Below are 14,921 nucleotides of genomic sequence, written 5' to 3'. Positions count from 1 at the left end.
CAATGAACAGGGCCCTGAGCCGATCAGGGCGTAGAATCCGCGCCACCTCCAGATGCGGGGGGGCGCCCACAAGATCATAGGATCCGAATGTCGCAGCAAACCACCATCCGCAAGCTTGCTGAACTGGTCAATACACCGGTCGAAAAACTGCTGGAACAGCTGGCTGGTGCCGGCATGAAGTTCAGCGGTCCCGACCAGGTCGTGACCAGCTCCGAGAAAGTGAAGCTCCTGGGCTTCCTTCGTCGCTCGCATGGCAAGCCCGAGCAGGCCCCGGAAGAGACTGATCAGTCTGCCAAGAAGATCACCCTCAACCGTCGCAAGCAGCAGGAAGTGACGGTCAATTCCGGTCGCAGCAAGACAACCGTGAACGTGGAAGTGCGCCAGAAGCGCACCTACGTCAAGGCCGATGGTGGTCGCGCGATGACCCCGGACGAAGAGCGTGCCGACATCCTGCGCAAGCTGGAAGAGTCGCGCGCACGCAACCTCGCCGAGCAGCAGGCACTGGCCGAGAAGGACCGCCTGCGTGACGAGGAAATCGTCCGCAAGCGCGAGGAAGAGGTCGCTGCCAAGGAGCGTGCCGAGGCCGAGAAGAAGGCGGCCGAGGAAGCTGCGGTCGCCGCCAAGGCTGCCGAAGCCCTGGCTGCCAGCCAGCCCAAGGTGCGCGCGCCGATCGACGAAACCGCGCCGCGCCCGCCGCGTGCTCCGGCTGCAGCCCCGGCTGCTCCGCGTAGTGCGCCGCCGCGCAGCGACGACCGCAACAATCGCAACGCGCCGCGCAACGAGCGTGGCCCGGGTGATCGCTTTGCCGGTCAGATGCACTTGTCAGCCGCCGATCGTGCGCGCCGTGGCAACAGCAACAACAGCAACAACCGTGGTCGCCCGGGCAGCCGTCCGACGTCCGGCCGTCGCGACATGTCGCGCGGCGGTGGCAACTCCGGCCCGCACGCCTTCGAACGTCCGACCGCACCGGTCGTGCGTGAAGTGGCGATCGGCGACACCATCACCGTGGCCGACCTGGCGCAGAAGCTCGCGCTGAAGGGCGGCGAGGTGGTGAAGGCGCTGTTCAAGATGGGCGTGATGGCCACCATCACCCAGTCCATCGACCACGACACTGCGGCACTGGTCACCGAAGAGCTGGGTCACAAGGCGATCCGCGCCAGCGACAACGACGCTGAAGACGCGCTGTTGGCATCGGCTGGCGAGAACCAGGGCGAGGCCGTGCAGCGTCCGCCGGTGGTCACCATCATGGGCCACGTCGATCACGGCAAGACCTCGCTGCTGGATTACATCCGTCGCACCAAGGTCGCCACCGGCGAAGCCGGCGGCATCACCCAGCACATCGGTGCGTACCACGTTGAAACGCCGAAGGGCGTCATCAGCTTCCTGGATACCCCGGGCCACGCCGCGTTCACCTCGATGCGTGCCCGCGGTGCCAAGCTGACCGATATCGTGGTGCTGGTCGTGGCTGCCGATGACGGCGTCATGCCGCAGACCAAGGAAGCGATCCAGCACGCCCGTTCGGCGGGCGTGCCGCTGATCGTGGCGATCAACAAGATCGACAAGTCCGGTGCCGACCCGATGCGGGTCAAGAACGAACTGCTCTCCGAGCAGGTCGTGGCCGAAGACTTCGGTGGCGACACCCAGATGGTGGAGATCTCGGCCAAGACCGGCCTGGGCATCGACGATCTGCTGGAAGCTGTTTCGGTCCAGGCTGAACTGCTGGAACTGAAGGCGGTCGACGACGGTCGTGCCAACGGCGTGGTCATCGAATCGTCGCTGGACAAGGGCCGTGGCCCGATCGCGACGGTGCTGGTGCAGCAGGGCCGCCTGAAGAAGGGCGATTACCTGGTGTGCGGCATCCAGTACGGCCGCGTGCGTGCGCTGTTCGACGAAACCGGCAAGCAGCCGGAGTTCGCTGGTCCGTCCATCCCGGTGCAGGTCCTGGGCCTGTCCGGCGTGCCGGAAGCCGGTGACGATTTCGTCGTCGTTGACGACGAGCGTCTGGCCAAGGACGTTGCCCAGCAGCGTGAGACCAAGCGCCGCGAATCGCGCCTGGTCGCCACCGCGGGCAGCCGCATGGAAGACATCATGGCGACCCTGGGCAAGGGCGAGGGCCAGCAGGTCCTCAACCTGGTCATCAAGGCCGACGTGCAGGGTTCGGTGCAGGCGTTGAGCCAGGCCCTGGTGGCGCTGTCCAACGACGACATCCGCATCAACGTGATCCACTCCGGCGTGGGCGGTATCACCGAGTCGGATGCCAATTCGGCTGCCGCTTCGAAGGCCACCGTCATCGGCTTCAACGTGCGTGCGGATGCTTCAGCCCGTCGCATCATCGAATCCAACGGCGTGGACCTGCGTTACTTCTCGATCATCTATGACGTGATCGATCAGGTGAAGCAGGTGGCCTCCGGTCTGCTGGGCGTGGAGATCCGCGAAGAGATCATCGGTATCGCCGAGGTCCGCGACGTCTTCCGCAGCTCCAAGCTGGGTGCCGTCGCCGGCAGCATGGTCATCGAGGGCGTGGTCAAGCGCAACAAGCCGATCCGCGTCCTGCGCGACAGCGTGGTGATCTTCGAAGGCGAGCTGGAATCGCTGCGCCGCTTCAAGGAAAACGTCGAGGAAGTCCGCAACGGTACCGAATGCGGTATCGCGGTGAAGGCCTACAACGACGTCAAGCCGGGTGACCAGATCGAGTGCTTCGAGCGTATCGAAGTGCCGCGCACCCTGTAATGCTGCAACGGACCGGCCCTCACGGGCCGGTCCTGTTTCAACCCGTAGACTGCAACAACGAAACCCAACAAGAGCCTGCCGCGTGCCCAAGACTTTCCATCGAACCGACCGTGTCTCCGCCCAGCTGCGCCGTGAACTCGGCACCCTGGTGCACAACGCCGTGCGTGAGCACGGGTTGCCCTCGGTGAGCGTGTCCGACGTGGAAATCACCCGCGACATGGCCCACGCCAAGGTGTTCGTCACCGCGCTGATGCCGGAACGTTCGGTTGAAGCCGTGAAGGGCCTGAAGGAACTGGCCTGGGGCCTGCGCATGGAACTGGCGCGCGCGATGAAGCTGCGGCATGTGCCGGAGCTGCATTTCCACTACGACGACTCGGTCGATCGTGGCGAGCGCATCGACAACCTGTTGCGCGACCTGCCCGATACCGTGGCCGCCGAAAAGCGTCGCGAAGGCGACGAAGAATAACCGCGCGACGCCGGGCATGCCCGGCGTTGTTGCATTCCGGCTGCGCGATGTCTGATGCAGACCGCGCTGCGCGCTCGCTGGGCATGTTCCGGCGCTACCCATACCTGTTATGACCCGAATTCAGTTCCGCCGCCTGGATGGCATCCTGCTGCTCGACAAGCCGACCGGCATGAGCTCCAACGCCGCGCTGCAGGTCGCCCGTCGCCTGTTCCGTGCAGAGAAGGGCGGCCACACCGGCAGCCTCGACCCGCTGGCCACCGGCCTGTTGCCGCTGTGCTTCGGCGAGGCGACCAAGATTGCCGGCCTGCTGCTGGGCTCGGCCAAGGCCTACGACGCCGAGATCGTGCTGGGCCAGACCACCGATACCGACGACGCCGAGGGCCAGGTGCTGCTCGAGCGGCCGGTGCCCGTGATCAGCGCCGAGGCCCTGCAGGCGGCGATCGCGCCGCTGCTTGGCGACATCCTGCAGCGTGCGCCGATCTATTCCGCGCTCAAGCAGGGCGGGGAGCCGCTGTATGTGAAGGCCCGCCGTGGCGACGCCATCGAGGCGCCCGAGCGCCAAGTCAAGGTCCACGCCATCGAGATTCTGGAGCAGCACCCCGAGCGGCTGCGGCTGCGGGTCACCTGCGGCTCGGGCACCTATATCCGCAGTCTGGCCCGTGACCTGGGTGAAACGCTGGGCTGTGGCGCGCACATCAGCGCCCTGCGGCGCCTGTGGGTGGAGCCGTTCCACGAACCGGCGATGGTCACCCTGGAGCAGCTGAGGGCTCTGGTGGAAGCGCAGGATGAGGCCGCCATGGACGCGCTGCTGCTGCCGCTGGCGGCGGGCCTGTCCGAATACCCCCGGGTTGACCTGGACGCCGAGCAGACCCAGCGCTTCTGCGTGGGCCAGCGCCAGCGCGACCTCTCCTGGCCGCGCGGCCTGGTGGCGGTGTTTGGCCCTGGATCGGTGGCGCAGGGCCTGGGCCAAGTCGACGATAGCGGTCTGCTGGCCCCGCAGCGCCGCTTCAACCTCTGAACGAGGAGGCCCGGTTCAGCCCCGGACCTTGTTCCAAAGCCCCCTGGCCGTTACAATTCCGCGGCCGTTTTACGGCAGCCTGCCGAAGGCGGGTTTCATCCATTGTTGGTTCACGGCGAGCCAGGCGGTGCGCGAAAGCGCGTTCCTGCCGGCCACGCATCACAGAGAAAAAAAGACATGTCGATCGACACCCAGAAGGTCATTGAAGACAACAAGCGCAGCTCGGCTGATACCGGCTCCCCGGAAGTCCAGGTTGCACTGCTGACCGCCCGCATCGAACTGCTGACCGGCCACTTCAAGACCCACAAGAAGGATCACCACAGCCGCCGTGGTCTGCTGCAGATGGTCAACCGCCGCCGCAGCCTGCTCGACTACCTGAAGAAGAAGGACGTCGAGCGTTACAAGGCCCTGATCGAGAAGCTTGGCCTGCGTCGCTAAGCAACGAATCCCCCGCGGCGCAGCGATGCGCCGCGGTTTTGTTTTGTAGCACCGCAATACCTTTTTCAGATCGGAACGACCGGTCATCCGTTGGCGGCAAGGGTCGCCCACGGTCCATTCGCAGACAGCATCCCCAAGGACACCCTCCGTGGCAAAAATCACCAAAACCTTCCAGTACGGCAAGCACACCGTCACGCTTGAGACCGGCGAAATCGCCCGCCAGGCCGGTGGCGCCGTCATCGTCAAGTTCGACGACACCGTGCTGCTGGTCTCCGCCGTTGCCGCCAAGAGCGCGCGTGAGGGCCAGGACTTCTTCCCCCTGACCTGTGACTACCAGGAGAAGTTCTACGCCGGTGGCCGTATCCCGGGTGGCTTCTTCAAGCGCGAAGGCCGCGCGACCGAGAAGGAAACCCTGATCTCGCGTCTGATCGATCGTCCGATCCGTCCGCTGTTCCCGGAAGACTACAAGAACGAAGTCCAGATCATCGCCACCGTGATGTCGCTGAACCCGGACATCGACGGTGACATCCCGGCCCTGATCGGTGCCTCGGCTGCGCTGTCGCTGGCCGGCACCCCGTTCAAGGGTCCGATCGCCGCCGCCAAGGTGGGTTACAAGAACGGTGAGTACATCCTCAACCCGACCGTGACCGAACTGAAGGATTCGGAGCTGGAGCTGGTCGTTGCCGGTACCGCCAACGCCGTGCTGATGGTGGAATCCGAAGCCGCGCTGCTGTCCGAAGACGTGATGCTGGGCGCCGTGACCTTCGGTCACCGCGAAATGCAGAAGGTCATCAACGCGATCAACGAACTGACCGTGGAAGCCGGCACCAAGCCGTCGACCTGGGTGGCCCCGGCCAAGAACGACGTGCTGATCAGCGCCCTGCAGGAAGCCATCGGCCCGCGTCTGGGCGAGGCCTTCCAGGTGCGCGACAAGCTGCAGCGCCGCGACGCCATCTCGGCGATCAAGAAGGACGTGGTCGAGTCGCTGGCCGGCCGCGTTGCCGCTGAAGGCTGGAACCCGGCCGAGCTGTCGAAGGAATTCGGCGAGCTGGAATACAGCACCATGCGCAACTCGGTGCTGGACACCAAGGTCCGCATTGACGGCCGTGCGCTGGACACCGTCCGCCCGATCGCAGTGAAGACCGGCATCCTGCCGCGTACCCACGGTTCCTCGCTGTTCACCCGCGGTGAAACGCAGGCCATCGTGACCATCACCCTGGGCACCGCCCGTGATGGCCAGGTCATCGATGCCGTCTCCGGTGAGTACAAAGAGAACTTCCTGTTCCATTACAACTTCCCCCCCTACTCGGTGGGTGAAACCGGCCGCATGATGGGCCCGAAGCGTCGCGAGATCGGCCACGGCCGTCTGGCCAAGCGCGGCGTGCTGGCAGTGATGCCGTCGCTGGAATCCTTCCCGTACACCATCCGCGTTGTCTCGGAAATCACCGAGTCGAACGGTTCCTCGTCGATGGCGTCGGTCTGCGGCTCGTCGCTGGCCCTGATGGACGCCGGCGTGCCGGTGAAGGCTCCGGTGGCGGGTATTGCCATGGGCCTGGTCAAGGAAGGCGATCGCTTCGTCGTCCTGTCCGACATCCTGGGTGACGAAGATCACCTGGGCGACATGGACTTCAAGGTTGCCGGTACCGCTGAGGGCATCTCCGCCCTGCAGATGGACATCAAGATCGAAGGCATCACCGAAGAGATCATGAAGCAGGCTCTGCAGCAGGCCAAGGCTGGCCGTCTGCACATCCTGGGCGAAATGGCCCACGGCCTGACCGCCCCGCGTGAGGAGCTGTCGGACTACGCGCCGCGCCTGCTGACCATCAAGATCCACCCGGACAAGATCCGCGAAGTGATCGGCAAGGGTGGTTCGACCATCCAGGCCATCACCAAGGAAACCGGCACCCAGATCGACATCCAGGATGACGGCACCATCGTCATCGCTTCGGTCAATGCCATCGCTGCCCAGGCCGCCAAGGCCCGCATCGAGCAGATCACCTCGGACGTCGAGCCGGGCCGCATCTACGAAGGCAAGGTCGCCAAGATCATGGACTTCGGTGCGTTCGTCACCATCCTGCCGGGCAAGGACGGCCTGGTCCATGTGTCGCAGATCTCCAGCGACCGCGTCGAGAAGGTCGGCGACGTGCTGAAGGAAGGCGATGTGGTCAAGGTCAAGGTGCTGGAAGTCGACAAGCAGGGCCGTATCCGCCTGTCGATGAAGGCCGTCGAGGAAGGCGAAGGCGCCACCGCCGAGTAATCGACCGCGGGTCGATGACGGTAGGTGTCACCCTTGGTTGACACGCCAGAATGAAAAAGCGGGCTTCGGCCCGCTTTTTCTTTGCCTGTGGTCCGGCGCTGCCGGCGTCGTACCGCGGCGCTATGCTTCACCCATGGACACCCTGCGCCTGCTTGACCTGCAGATCGACCGCCCCGCGCAGCGGGTCAGCCGCGCCGGCGACGTGCTGCCGATCCAGGGGCTGAGCTGGCGCCTGTTCGACGTGCTGCTGGCACACGGCAACGACGTTGTCGACTTCGACACGCTGGCTGCACAGGTGTGGGCACCTGCAGTGGTTGGGGAGGATGCGATCAGCCAGCGGGTCAAGCTGTTGCGGCAGGCGCTGGGTGATGACAGCCGACGCCCGCGCTACATCCGTTCGGTACGCGGGCGCGGCTATCAGTTGTGTGCAGTGCCGACCATCGCACCGCCGGCAGCGGCGGTGCCCATTACCGCGCACCGGAAGAAATGGCCATGGCTTGCAGGTGCCGGTGTCGTCGTTCTTGCCGCTGCCGCCTCGTTCTGGGCGCGCACGCCGGCGGCCGGTGGCCCGCTGCCGTTGCTGCAGCGCGCCGACTATTACGCCAGCATCGGCCAGGCCAGCAACAACGAGCGCGCCATCGCCCTGTACCGGCAGGCATTGCAGGTGGACCCTGATTCCAGTCCGGCGCGCCGCGGCCTGTCACGAGCGTTGTCCGCGCAGGGCTGTCTGTTCAATGGATCGCCCGAGCAGGTCCGGGAAGGGCTGGCGCTGGCCAACATCGAACGTGAACTCGCGCCGCAGGAGGGTGCTGTGTACGCGCTTCGAGGTTATGCCTACGACTGCCTCGGGCAGATGCCGCAGGCCATTTCCGAATACGAGCGGGCGATCGCGCTGGATCCGGGCGACGAGCGCACCCGTGCCTCGCTCGCCTACCTGCACCAGGAGCGCGGCCACCTTGCCCTGGCCCTGCGTGCCAATCTTGCATTGACGGCGCCCGAGCGCCTGCGCTTCCGTGATGTGCAGGTGGCGCGCGAACTGGAGCTGCTCGGTTTCACTCACGCGGCCGCGCAGCGCCACGCGCGTAATTTCCAGCTGTATCCGGACAACGTCTTCGCCAACATCGCCTGGCCGCGCAGTCTGTTCGCGGCAGGTGACCCGGGCCGGGCGAGGCAGGCGTTGACCGAGGCGCTGGCACGCGGCACGCCACATCCGCAGTTGCTGCGGCTGCAGGGCGAACTGGCGCTGCTGGCGGGCGATCACGCCGGCGCCGCCGATGCCTTCGAGCGCGGGCGGCAGCTGCGTCCACAGCAATCGCTCGGTCAATCGCTGGCGGCCTTGTACGCGCAGCCCGCGGCATCGCCGGAGTGGGTGGCTTCGCGTCTTGCAATGTTGCAGGCGCAGCGCGGCGACGGGTGGTCCGATGCCGCGCTTGAGCGGGCCCTGCTGCTGCAGGCGCAAGGCGACCCGGAGGCTGCCGTCACCGCGCTGCAACAGGCGGTCGATGATGGCTTCCGCGATGCGGCGTGGTTGCGCTCCACGCCGCTGTTTGCGTCCCTGCACGAAGCGCGCGGCTGGGCGTCGCTGCTGGCGCGCATCGATGCCGATATCGGCCGCCAGCGTGCGCAGACGCTGGCGGCCGACTGGCGTCCCGCCGGGCTGGCCGACCTCAGCGCAGCGCCGGCAGCAGGAATTCGGTGAGAATGCGGCGCGACTGCGGGTGAGCGATGCTGCGGTTGTAGGCTTGGCTGGTCACCACCGCGACAGCGCGCTGTTGCGGCAGCAGGAACACGTAGTTGCCGCCGTTGCCGGACATCGCCCATACGGTCTGTGGCTGGCCACCGACAGTCAGTTTCAGGCCCCACCATTGATAGCCGTAATCGCTGCCGTCGCCGGCCGTTGCCTGCGGTGACAGCATCGCGGCGACGTAGTCGCGTGGAACCAGCTGGCGCCCCTGCCAACGACCGCCATCAAGCACGAGCTGGCCAAGGCGGGCCAGGTCCCGGCTGCGGTAGCGCGTGCCGCCTCCGCCCATGCCGATGCCCTCGGGGGAACGGTTCCACTGGCTGTGGGTGATGCCCAGTGGTCGTTCCAGTGCATGGGCTGCGTAATCGGCCAGCGGTTGTCCGGTCGCACGTTCCAGTACCGCGCCGAGCACGAAGGAGTTGGCGGTGCAGTAGGCAAACGCGCGACCGTGAGGACTGTCCTCCGGGCGCGCCATCCAGGGCGCGAAGCCCTTCACCGGCAGCGCCAGGGCAAAATCGAGCCAGCGCTCGCCGACGTACATGCGCTCCTCGTGGCCGGCCGAGAACGGGTTCTCGTCGTCGCACTCCCACAGCGTGCTCATCGCCAGCAGGTCCTCCACCGTGGTGCCACGCAGGCGGGGGTCCACGTCGTGGTGGGCGACGAAGGCCGGGAAGTAGTCGTACACCTTCGCGCGAACGCCCGGCAGCCGGCCGTCGCCGATCGCTGCGCCGACCAGCAGGGCGGTCACGCTTTTGCTGGCCGAGCGCACGTCGTGCAGGGTCTGCGCATCGGCACCGTTGAAATAGCCCTCGTACACGACCTGTCCATCAACCTGCAGCAGCACGCTGCGGATCTGTTTCAGCTCATCGCTGGCGATGGCCTGCTCCAGCGCGCGCATGCGGCCGGGATCAGGGTGGGCAGGGCCTGCGATGCAGGGGAGGGCGTACAGGCACAGCAGCAGGGTGGACACAGGCAGGGGCGAACGCATGATCGGACTCCATCGAAAGGAGTGCCGATTCGGCCAGAGGGCTGGCTGAAGTGCTGGAAGGGCGCCTGAAGAATTCTGAAAGCCTTGTGCTGCAAGGCCTGCAGCGCCCTGCCGTCATTCGTCCGCTTGTTCGTGACCCAGCCACCACACCTGGCCCGGCTGCGGACCCTGCTGCGGGTGCTCACGGTGTTCGATCGCATCGAGCGTGCGCCCGGTGCCTGCCGCGGCCCAGGCCGACATCAGTTTTTCGACCGCAGCGCGGCCCTGTGCGGCAATACCGAGATTGCGCTCGCGCACCCAGCCGCCGTCATCCTCGTGGCTGTCGTCATCGTGCTGGTGAGGTGCCCCATAGCTGCAGCGCAGGCACAGGTGACGTACCGAATGGGTCCAGTCTTCGACCAGGCCGATGCCGGGCAACGTCATTGCGCGCAGCGCGGCGATGTCGTCCTCCGAACCGCATTGCACGAACACGGCGTAGGTCGCCATGTCCGACTGCTGCAGGCGCTGCATGGCATTGAACACCGGTACTTCGCGCTCGCCGTAGGTCCGGCGCCCGGTGGAGGCGCCGTCGTGCAGCACGATGTCGCCGAAGCGGAACCCGCTCTCCGCAAGCGGCACGTTTTCCAGCCGCGCGCGTACCGGATCGAGCCGGCGCATGTACACGGTCTCGCCGCTGGACCACGGATTCAGGCGAACACAGGCAACGCCGAAATTGCCGTTGATCGGGCCTTCGCCCTCGGGGAGGGTGATGCCGCAGCGGGTCCATTGCCGGCGCGCCTCGGTCCAGTCGCCGGCGCCGGTGGCGGCAATTCCCGCATTCCACGCGGTCGCCTCATCGACTTCATCGCGCAGCTGCTCGGAGCGGAGATTGTCCTGCAGCGACAACGCCCACTCGCGCAGGTACTTGTGTGCCAGCCCGCGCATGTAGTGCAGGTGGGGGATGTCGGGTGTCCATTCGACGAGCTGGCCGAACAGGATTGCTGCGTCAGCCAGGTCGCCCGCATCAAAGGCTGCATAGGCGCGGGCCTCCAGCGCCTGCAGCTTTTCGAGGGTTTCGTCGTCCAGCAGTTCGCCGTCTGCGTCGTGGTCTGCGGTCATGTCCGTGTGCCAGTGAAGATCCAGCGCCACCTTAGCTCAGGCAGGTCGTGTGTTGTCCTGCAGCGAAGTGCTTTCGACGTTGTGCAGCCACGACCGTGTCAGCTTCCAGCGGCACGCCACTGTCCAGCGGACGACATGCACGGACATCCGCACCACGGGCCGATCTGTTTGCTAACGTGGCGGCGCCTTCGACCCGGGAGTTTCCATGTTCCGCCAGACCTTGGCTGTACTTGCAGTGCTGATCGCCGGCACCCTGCCCATTGCCGCGCAGGCGCAACCGGCGCAACCGCCGATCTTCGGTGCGTACTATCCCGGCGGTTCCGCCGAGCGCTATCCGGTATCGAGCATCCCGGCCGAACGACTCACCCATCTGTTCTATGCGTTTTCCACCATCGAGGACGGACGTTGTGCGATCGGTGCCGAGGCGCCAGCCAACTTCGCCGCATTGGCCGAGCTCAAGCGCAGGCATCCGCATCTGCGCACGTTGATTTCGATCGGAGGCTGGGGCGCGGGCGGATTCTCCGATGCGGCGCTGACCGAGACCAGCCGCAGGCGCCTGGTCGATTCGTGCATGGCGTTGTTCTTCGAGCGCCATGCCGGCAGCTTCGATGGCGTGGACATCGACTGGGAGTTCCCCGTCAGCGGTGGCCCGAAGGAACTGGCGCACCGCCCGCAGGACCGTGCCAACCTGACCAAGCTTGCGCAGGCCTTCCGGCTGGCGCTGGATGCCCGCGGCAGAAAGGCGGGGCAGCCGATGCTGCTGACCGCCGCGCTGGCCGCTGGCCGTCTGCAGACCGATGGACCATACGACCCCGCCGCCAGCTACGATCTGCCCGCGTTGGCCAAGGTGTTCGATTTCATCAACCTGATGAGCTACGACATGGGCACCGGCTTCTCGTCGGTATCGACCTTCAATGCCCCCCTGCATGAAGTGCCAGCCGACCCGCTGGCGCCGGAGCTGCGGCGCTGGAACAACGTGGCCGGTGCCGTGCAGTACTACCGCGAGCATGGCGTGCCGGCGGCCAAGCTGGTGCTGGGCGTGCCGTTCTACGGGCGCGGCTTCAAGGTCACCGGCGAGTCGGCGGACGGCCTGTACCAGGCCTACAGCGCGCCGGCCGATGCCGGTGACTGGCGGGTGATCAAGGCGCGCTATCTCGACCAGCCGGGTTGGACGAAGCATTGGCAGCCGCAGGCACAGAGTCCGTGGCTGTACAACCCGGCGCAGAAGATCTTCATCAGTTACGAGGATCCGCGCTCCATCGGCCTGCGTGCGCAGTTCGCGCGCGAGCAGGGCCTGGCCGGTGTCTTCATGTGGGAGCTGACCGGTGACGATGAGCAGGCCAGCCTGCTCAACGCCATGCTCGCTCCGTGGCAGAAGGCCCGCGTCGGCGACTGACCGGTTCGACATCTCCGGACCGGGGCTGGTACGGCGGTGACGGGCAAACGCTGTGGCCTGAAACCGCACATCGGCGCCATGTACGCAGCGCTAAGCTGCGTGCATGATCATCATCGACCGCCTGGACCATCTGGTGCTTACCGTTGCCGACATCGAGCGCAGCTGCGACTTCTACCAGCGCGTGCTGGGCATGGACGTCGTGCGCTTCGGGGCCGGCCGCGTCGCCCTGCAGTTCGGCCAGCAGAAGATCAACCTGCACCCGGCCAGCGCGCCGCTGCAGCCCCACGCGCTGCTGCCGACCCGTGGCAGCGCCGATCTGTGCCTGATCACCCCGCTGGGCGTACAGGCGGTGCTGGCCCACCTGCAGGCCCAGCAGGTGACGATTGAAGAAGGACCGGTGCCGCGTACCGGAGCGCTTGGGCCGATCGAGTCGGTGTACTTCCGTGATCCGGATGGGAACCTGATCGAAGTGGCCCGCTACGTGGAAGCCATGTAAACCCGCGTGCTGCGAGCGGGCCCGGTCAGTTCGCCCACACGCTGTTGGGGTCACCGTTGCGGGCGCGCCGCTGGCTCGCATACGCCAAGCGGGCAAAGCCAAACGCCATCGCCAGTGCCATCGCATCGATCCAGAACAACGGCCAGTGGCCGCGTGCGGCGGCCAGCCACAGCCAGTCACCGTTGAGGGCGCCGTGCGCCAGCGGCACCAGCGCGGTGCTGATCGCCGCAGCCCACAGCAGTTCGCGCGCCGCCTGTGCCGGGCGGCGCAGGGCTGCCCACAGCGCACACGCCGCCCAGGTCACGAAGCAGGCCCAGCGGATGCCGTGGTCGACCTGGGCAGGCGCTACCCGCTCCAGCACCAGCGCGGCCACGAAGGCCACCGAGATCGCCACACACAGGCCGATGCAGACGCCCACCGTGGCCCGCGCCATGTTGACGGCCGCGCGCGACTGCTGCGGCTGACGGCGCTTGCGACGCGACTCGATCCACAGCAGGTTGCCCGAATAGAACAGGAAGGCGCCGCCGAGGCCCAGCAGGAAGTACAGCCAGACCACCACGCCGTTGCCGAACTCGCCGAAATGCAGGGCGTAGGCGGCACTGAGCGTGGCGTGATTGGCATCGCGCTGGCCGGGCAGCTGGCTGGCCAGCACGCGGCCGCTTTCGACATCCAGCGCGACAGCGCCGAGCGGGCCAAGCGTACCGCTGGCCTCGCCGGTGATTTCGATGGTCGCGTTGGCATCACCGCCATTGGCCAGTTTCAGGTAGGCCGGTTCGAAGTTGGCCACGCCCTGCGCGCGGGCCACTTCCAGCGCCCGCGCGTGCAGTTCGCGCAGGCTGCCCGGTGCGGCAGGGATGCCACTGGCTTCGCGCAGCGGCGCGGTATCCATTGCCGTCGGTACCGCCTGCAGCGCCTTGCCGTCGTAGATCAGGGGATCGAGTACCGCCATCTGCATGAACACCAGGCAGAGCAGGGCGCCGGTCACCGCGAACATCAGGTGGAACGGCAGGCTGAGCACGCCGATCACGTTGTGCGCGTCCTGCCACTGCTGCTTGAGATTGCGGCCCGGGCGCAGCGCGAACAGATCGCCCAGCAGCTTGGGCAGGTGGATCACCAGCCCGCTGAGCAGGGCCATGCCGTACAGCAGGCTGACGATGCCCATCACGTAGATCCCGGCCACCGGCAGGCCCAGGCTGTAATGCAGTTCGTTGACCAGTTCGGCCAGCCCGGTCTGCGGTGGCGTCGGACTGCCGCTGATCTGTCCCGGCCATGCATAGCGCCAGCTGCCGTCTTCGGCCTGCCAGTAGGCCAGCGGCTGCGGATGATCGGCGCCCGGGAAGGTCATGCCGACGTGGCGACGCGCTTCCGCATGCGTGGCCAGCACGTCGTCGAGCAGGTACTGGGCGTCATCCAGGCCGGCCGGCAATGCGGTTGCTGCGCCAGGCGTCTGCCACAGCGGGAGGTCGTGGTGGAACAGGGTCAGTGCGCCGGCATAGAACGCCACGAACAGCCCGAAGCCGGCGACCAGGCCGACCCAGGTGTGCAGGGTGGTGAACGTGCGCAGGGTCTGTGAACTGAATTTCATGTGGTCGATCTCATTGCACTGCGCCGGCCAGGCGCAGCAGGCCGAGTACGGCGAAGCCAAGCGCCGCGCAACCCGCCAGGGTCAGCCAGGCGCGCAACGGGCTGCGGAAACTGAAGGCCCACAGCGCGGCCAGCATCCACAACGGGACGAACGCGATCAGGCTCGGCACCAGGGCTTTCTGCCAGGGGCCCGGCGGCAGCCATGCGACCAGGCCGGTCGCCGCAGCGGCAAGGAAGAAGCCGGCGAAGATGCCGGCCAGTGCGCGCGACCACATCAGCGCGGCTCCACATCGGGGCGGTGCCACGCGGCCAGTGCCGGCAGCAGCATGGCGGCCAGCATCCAGGTGCACAGCATCGCCACCAGGCCGGCGGCAAAGCCCAGTTCGGCCATCCACAGCCACAGCGCAGCGACTGCAGCGACCAGGCCGATCTGCCGGCCCAGGCGCCCGGCACGGCGCAGGCGTGGCCAGCGGCAGTGCGGGGAGGCGGCATAGAAGGCCAGCGCGGAGAACATCGCCGACAGCATGCCGAGGCTGCAGAAGCCCAGGGTCGACAGGCCAACGGTGATCATCGGGGGCTCCGGGCCCGGCATACGGCCGGTGAACGCGGGGCACGGGCGGGACCGGCAGGCGCCGGTCGGGGCGGGTGGGGGAATTGGGGATCCCAGGGGGGAGCGGGCCGGCCCGGCCCGGGGGGGGTGGGGGGG

General features: G+C 66.8%; 13 protein-coding genes. 8 read left to right on the top strand and 5 right to left on the bottom strand.

The window, feature by feature from the left end:
- Positions 1–87: 87 nt before the first annotated feature.
- The 6 genes from infB (at position 88) to BW38_RS17815 (ending at position 8,608) form a co-directional block, all read left to right on the top strand.
- On the top strand, positions 88–2,730 hold the full coding sequence (gene infB / locus BW38_RS17790; protein ID WP_025876227.1) for a translation initiation factor IF-2: 2,643 nt from the start codon (positions 88–90) through the stop codon (positions 2,728–2,730).
- 82 nt (positions 2,731–2,812) lie between these two features.
- Entirely contained in the window at positions 2,813–3,196 is a 384-nt protein-coding gene (rbfA, locus tag BW38_RS17795; protein WP_025876229.1) for a 30S ribosome-binding factor RbfA, read from the top strand.
- 109 nt (positions 3,197–3,305) lie between these two features.
- Positions 3,306–4,214 (top strand): tRNA pseudouridine(55) synthase TruB, encoded by a 909-nt coding sequence (gene truB / locus BW38_RS17800; protein WP_032974996.1) that lies wholly within the window; start codon positions 3,306–3,308, stop codon positions 4,212–4,214.
- Between the two features lie 177 nt (positions 4,215–4,391).
- Positions 4,392–4,652, top strand: coding sequence for a 30S ribosomal protein S15 (rpsO, locus tag BW38_RS17805; protein WP_005410445.1), 261 nt, complete (start codon positions 4,392–4,394; stop codon positions 4,650–4,652).
- Positions 4,653–4,800: 148 nt separating this feature from the next.
- Positions 4,801–6,909 (top strand): polyribonucleotide nucleotidyltransferase, encoded by a 2,109-nt coding sequence (gene pnp / locus BW38_RS17810; protein WP_025876239.1) that lies wholly within the window; start codon positions 4,801–4,803, stop codon positions 6,907–6,909.
- A gap of 133 nt (positions 6,910–7,042) precedes the next feature.
- Positions 7,043–8,608, top strand: a complete 1,566-nt coding sequence (locus BW38_RS17815; protein ID WP_032974995.1) for a winged helix-turn-helix transcriptional regulator — start codon at positions 7,043–7,045, stop codon at positions 8,606–8,608.
- On the opposite strand, the gene BW38_RS17820 is transcribed toward BW38_RS17815, so the two are convergent.
- Both BW38_RS17820 and BW38_RS17825 read right to left on the bottom strand, forming a co-directional pair.
- Positions 8,577–9,641: a serine hydrolase gene (locus tag BW38_RS17820; RefSeq protein ID WP_025876243.1), complete on the bottom strand. Its 1,065-nt coding sequence runs from the start codon at positions 9,639–9,641 to the stop codon at positions 8,577–8,579. The genes BW38_RS17815 and BW38_RS17820 overlap by 32 nt on opposite strands.
- 114 nt (positions 9,642–9,755) lie before the next feature.
- On the bottom strand, positions 9,756–10,739 hold the full coding sequence (locus BW38_RS17825) for a hypothetical protein (RefSeq protein WP_051584878.1): 984 nt from the start codon (positions 10,737–10,739) through the stop codon (positions 9,756–9,758).
- A gap of 205 nt (positions 10,740–10,944) precedes the next feature.
- Between BW38_RS17825 and BW38_RS17830 the strand changes: the two genes are divergently transcribed.
- Complete coding sequence (locus tag BW38_RS17830; protein ID WP_032974994.1) at positions 10,945–12,135, top strand: glycoside hydrolase family 18 protein; 1,191 nt, start codon at positions 10,945–10,947, stop codon at positions 12,133–12,135.
- Positions 12,136–12,238: 103 nt separating this feature from the next.
- Complete coding sequence (locus tag BW38_RS17835; protein WP_032974993.1) at positions 12,239–12,631, top strand: VOC family protein; 393 nt, start codon at positions 12,239–12,241, stop codon at positions 12,629–12,631.
- A 25-nt stretch (positions 12,632–12,656) separates the two neighbouring features.
- On the opposite strand, the gene BW38_RS17840 is transcribed toward BW38_RS17835, so the two are convergent.
- Genes BW38_RS17840 through BW38_RS17850 form a run of 3 tightly spaced genes read right to left on the bottom strand, consistent with a single transcriptional unit; the run spans position 12,657 to position 14,786 of the window.
- Complete coding sequence (locus tag BW38_RS17840) at positions 12,657–14,216, bottom strand: PepSY-associated TM helix domain-containing protein (protein WP_032974992.1); 1,560 nt, start codon at positions 14,214–14,216, stop codon at positions 12,657–12,659.
- A gap of 10 nt (positions 14,217–14,226) precedes the next feature.
- A complete protein-coding gene (locus tag BW38_RS17845) occupies positions 14,227–14,490 on the bottom strand; it encodes a hypothetical protein (protein WP_025876252.1) in 264 nt (87 codons plus the stop codon).
- Positions 14,490–14,786, bottom strand: coding sequence for a hypothetical protein (locus tag BW38_RS17850; protein ID WP_025876254.1), 297 nt, complete (start codon positions 14,784–14,786; stop codon positions 14,490–14,492). The genes BW38_RS17845 and BW38_RS17850 overlap by 1 nt, the downstream gene beginning before the upstream one ends.
- Positions 14,787–14,921: the final 135 nt, after the last annotated feature.

Source organism: Stenotrophomonas sp. RIT309 (assembly GCF_000632045.1).
GTDB lineage: Bacteria > Pseudomonadota > Gammaproteobacteria > Xanthomonadales > Xanthomonadaceae > Stenotrophomonas > Stenotrophomonas indicatrix.
The sequence above is the reverse complement of the archived record's forward strand: the minus strand, read 5'-3'. Positions and strand labels throughout refer to the sequence as shown.

Bases quoted from the DNA above. Each gene is read 5' to 3' on its own strand.
- infB (WP_025876227.1), top strand. From the start codon at position 88: ATGTCGCAGCAAACCACCATCCGCAAGCTTGCTGAACTGGTCAATACA.
- truB (WP_032974996.1), top strand. From the start codon at position 3,306: ATGACCCGAATTCAGTTCCGCCGCCTGGATGGCATCCTGCTGCTCGAC.
- rpsO (WP_005410445.1), top strand. From the start codon at position 4,392: ATGTCGATCGACACCCAGAAGGTCATTGAAGACAACAAGCGCAGCTCG.
- BW38_RS17815 (WP_032974995.1), top strand. From the start codon at position 7,043: ATGGACACCCTGCGCCTGCTTGACCTGCAGATCGACCGCCCCGCGCAG.
- BW38_RS17820 (WP_025876243.1), bottom strand. From the start codon at position 9,641: ATGCGTTCGCCCCTGCCTGTGTCCACCCTGCTGCTGTGCCTGTACGCC.
- BW38_RS17825 (WP_051584878.1), bottom strand. From the start codon at position 10,739: ATGACCGCAGACCACGACGCAGACGGCGAACTGCTGGACGACGAAACC.
- BW38_RS17830 (WP_032974994.1), top strand. From the start codon at position 10,945: ATGTTCCGCCAGACCTTGGCTGTACTTGCAGTGCTGATCGCCGGCACC.
- BW38_RS17835 (WP_032974993.1), top strand. From the start codon at position 12,239: ATGATCATCATCGACCGCCTGGACCATCTGGTGCTTACCGTTGCCGAC.
- BW38_RS17840 (WP_032974992.1), bottom strand. From the start codon at position 14,216: ATGAAATTCAGTTCACAGACCCTGCGCACGTTCACCACCCTGCACACC.
- BW38_RS17845 (WP_025876252.1), bottom strand. From the start codon at position 14,490: ATGTGGTCGCGCGCACTGGCCGGCATCTTCGCCGGCTTCTTCCTTGCC.
- BW38_RS17850 (WP_025876254.1), bottom strand. From the start codon at position 14,786: ATGATCACCGTTGGCCTGTCGACCCTGGGCTTCTGCAGCCTCGGCATG.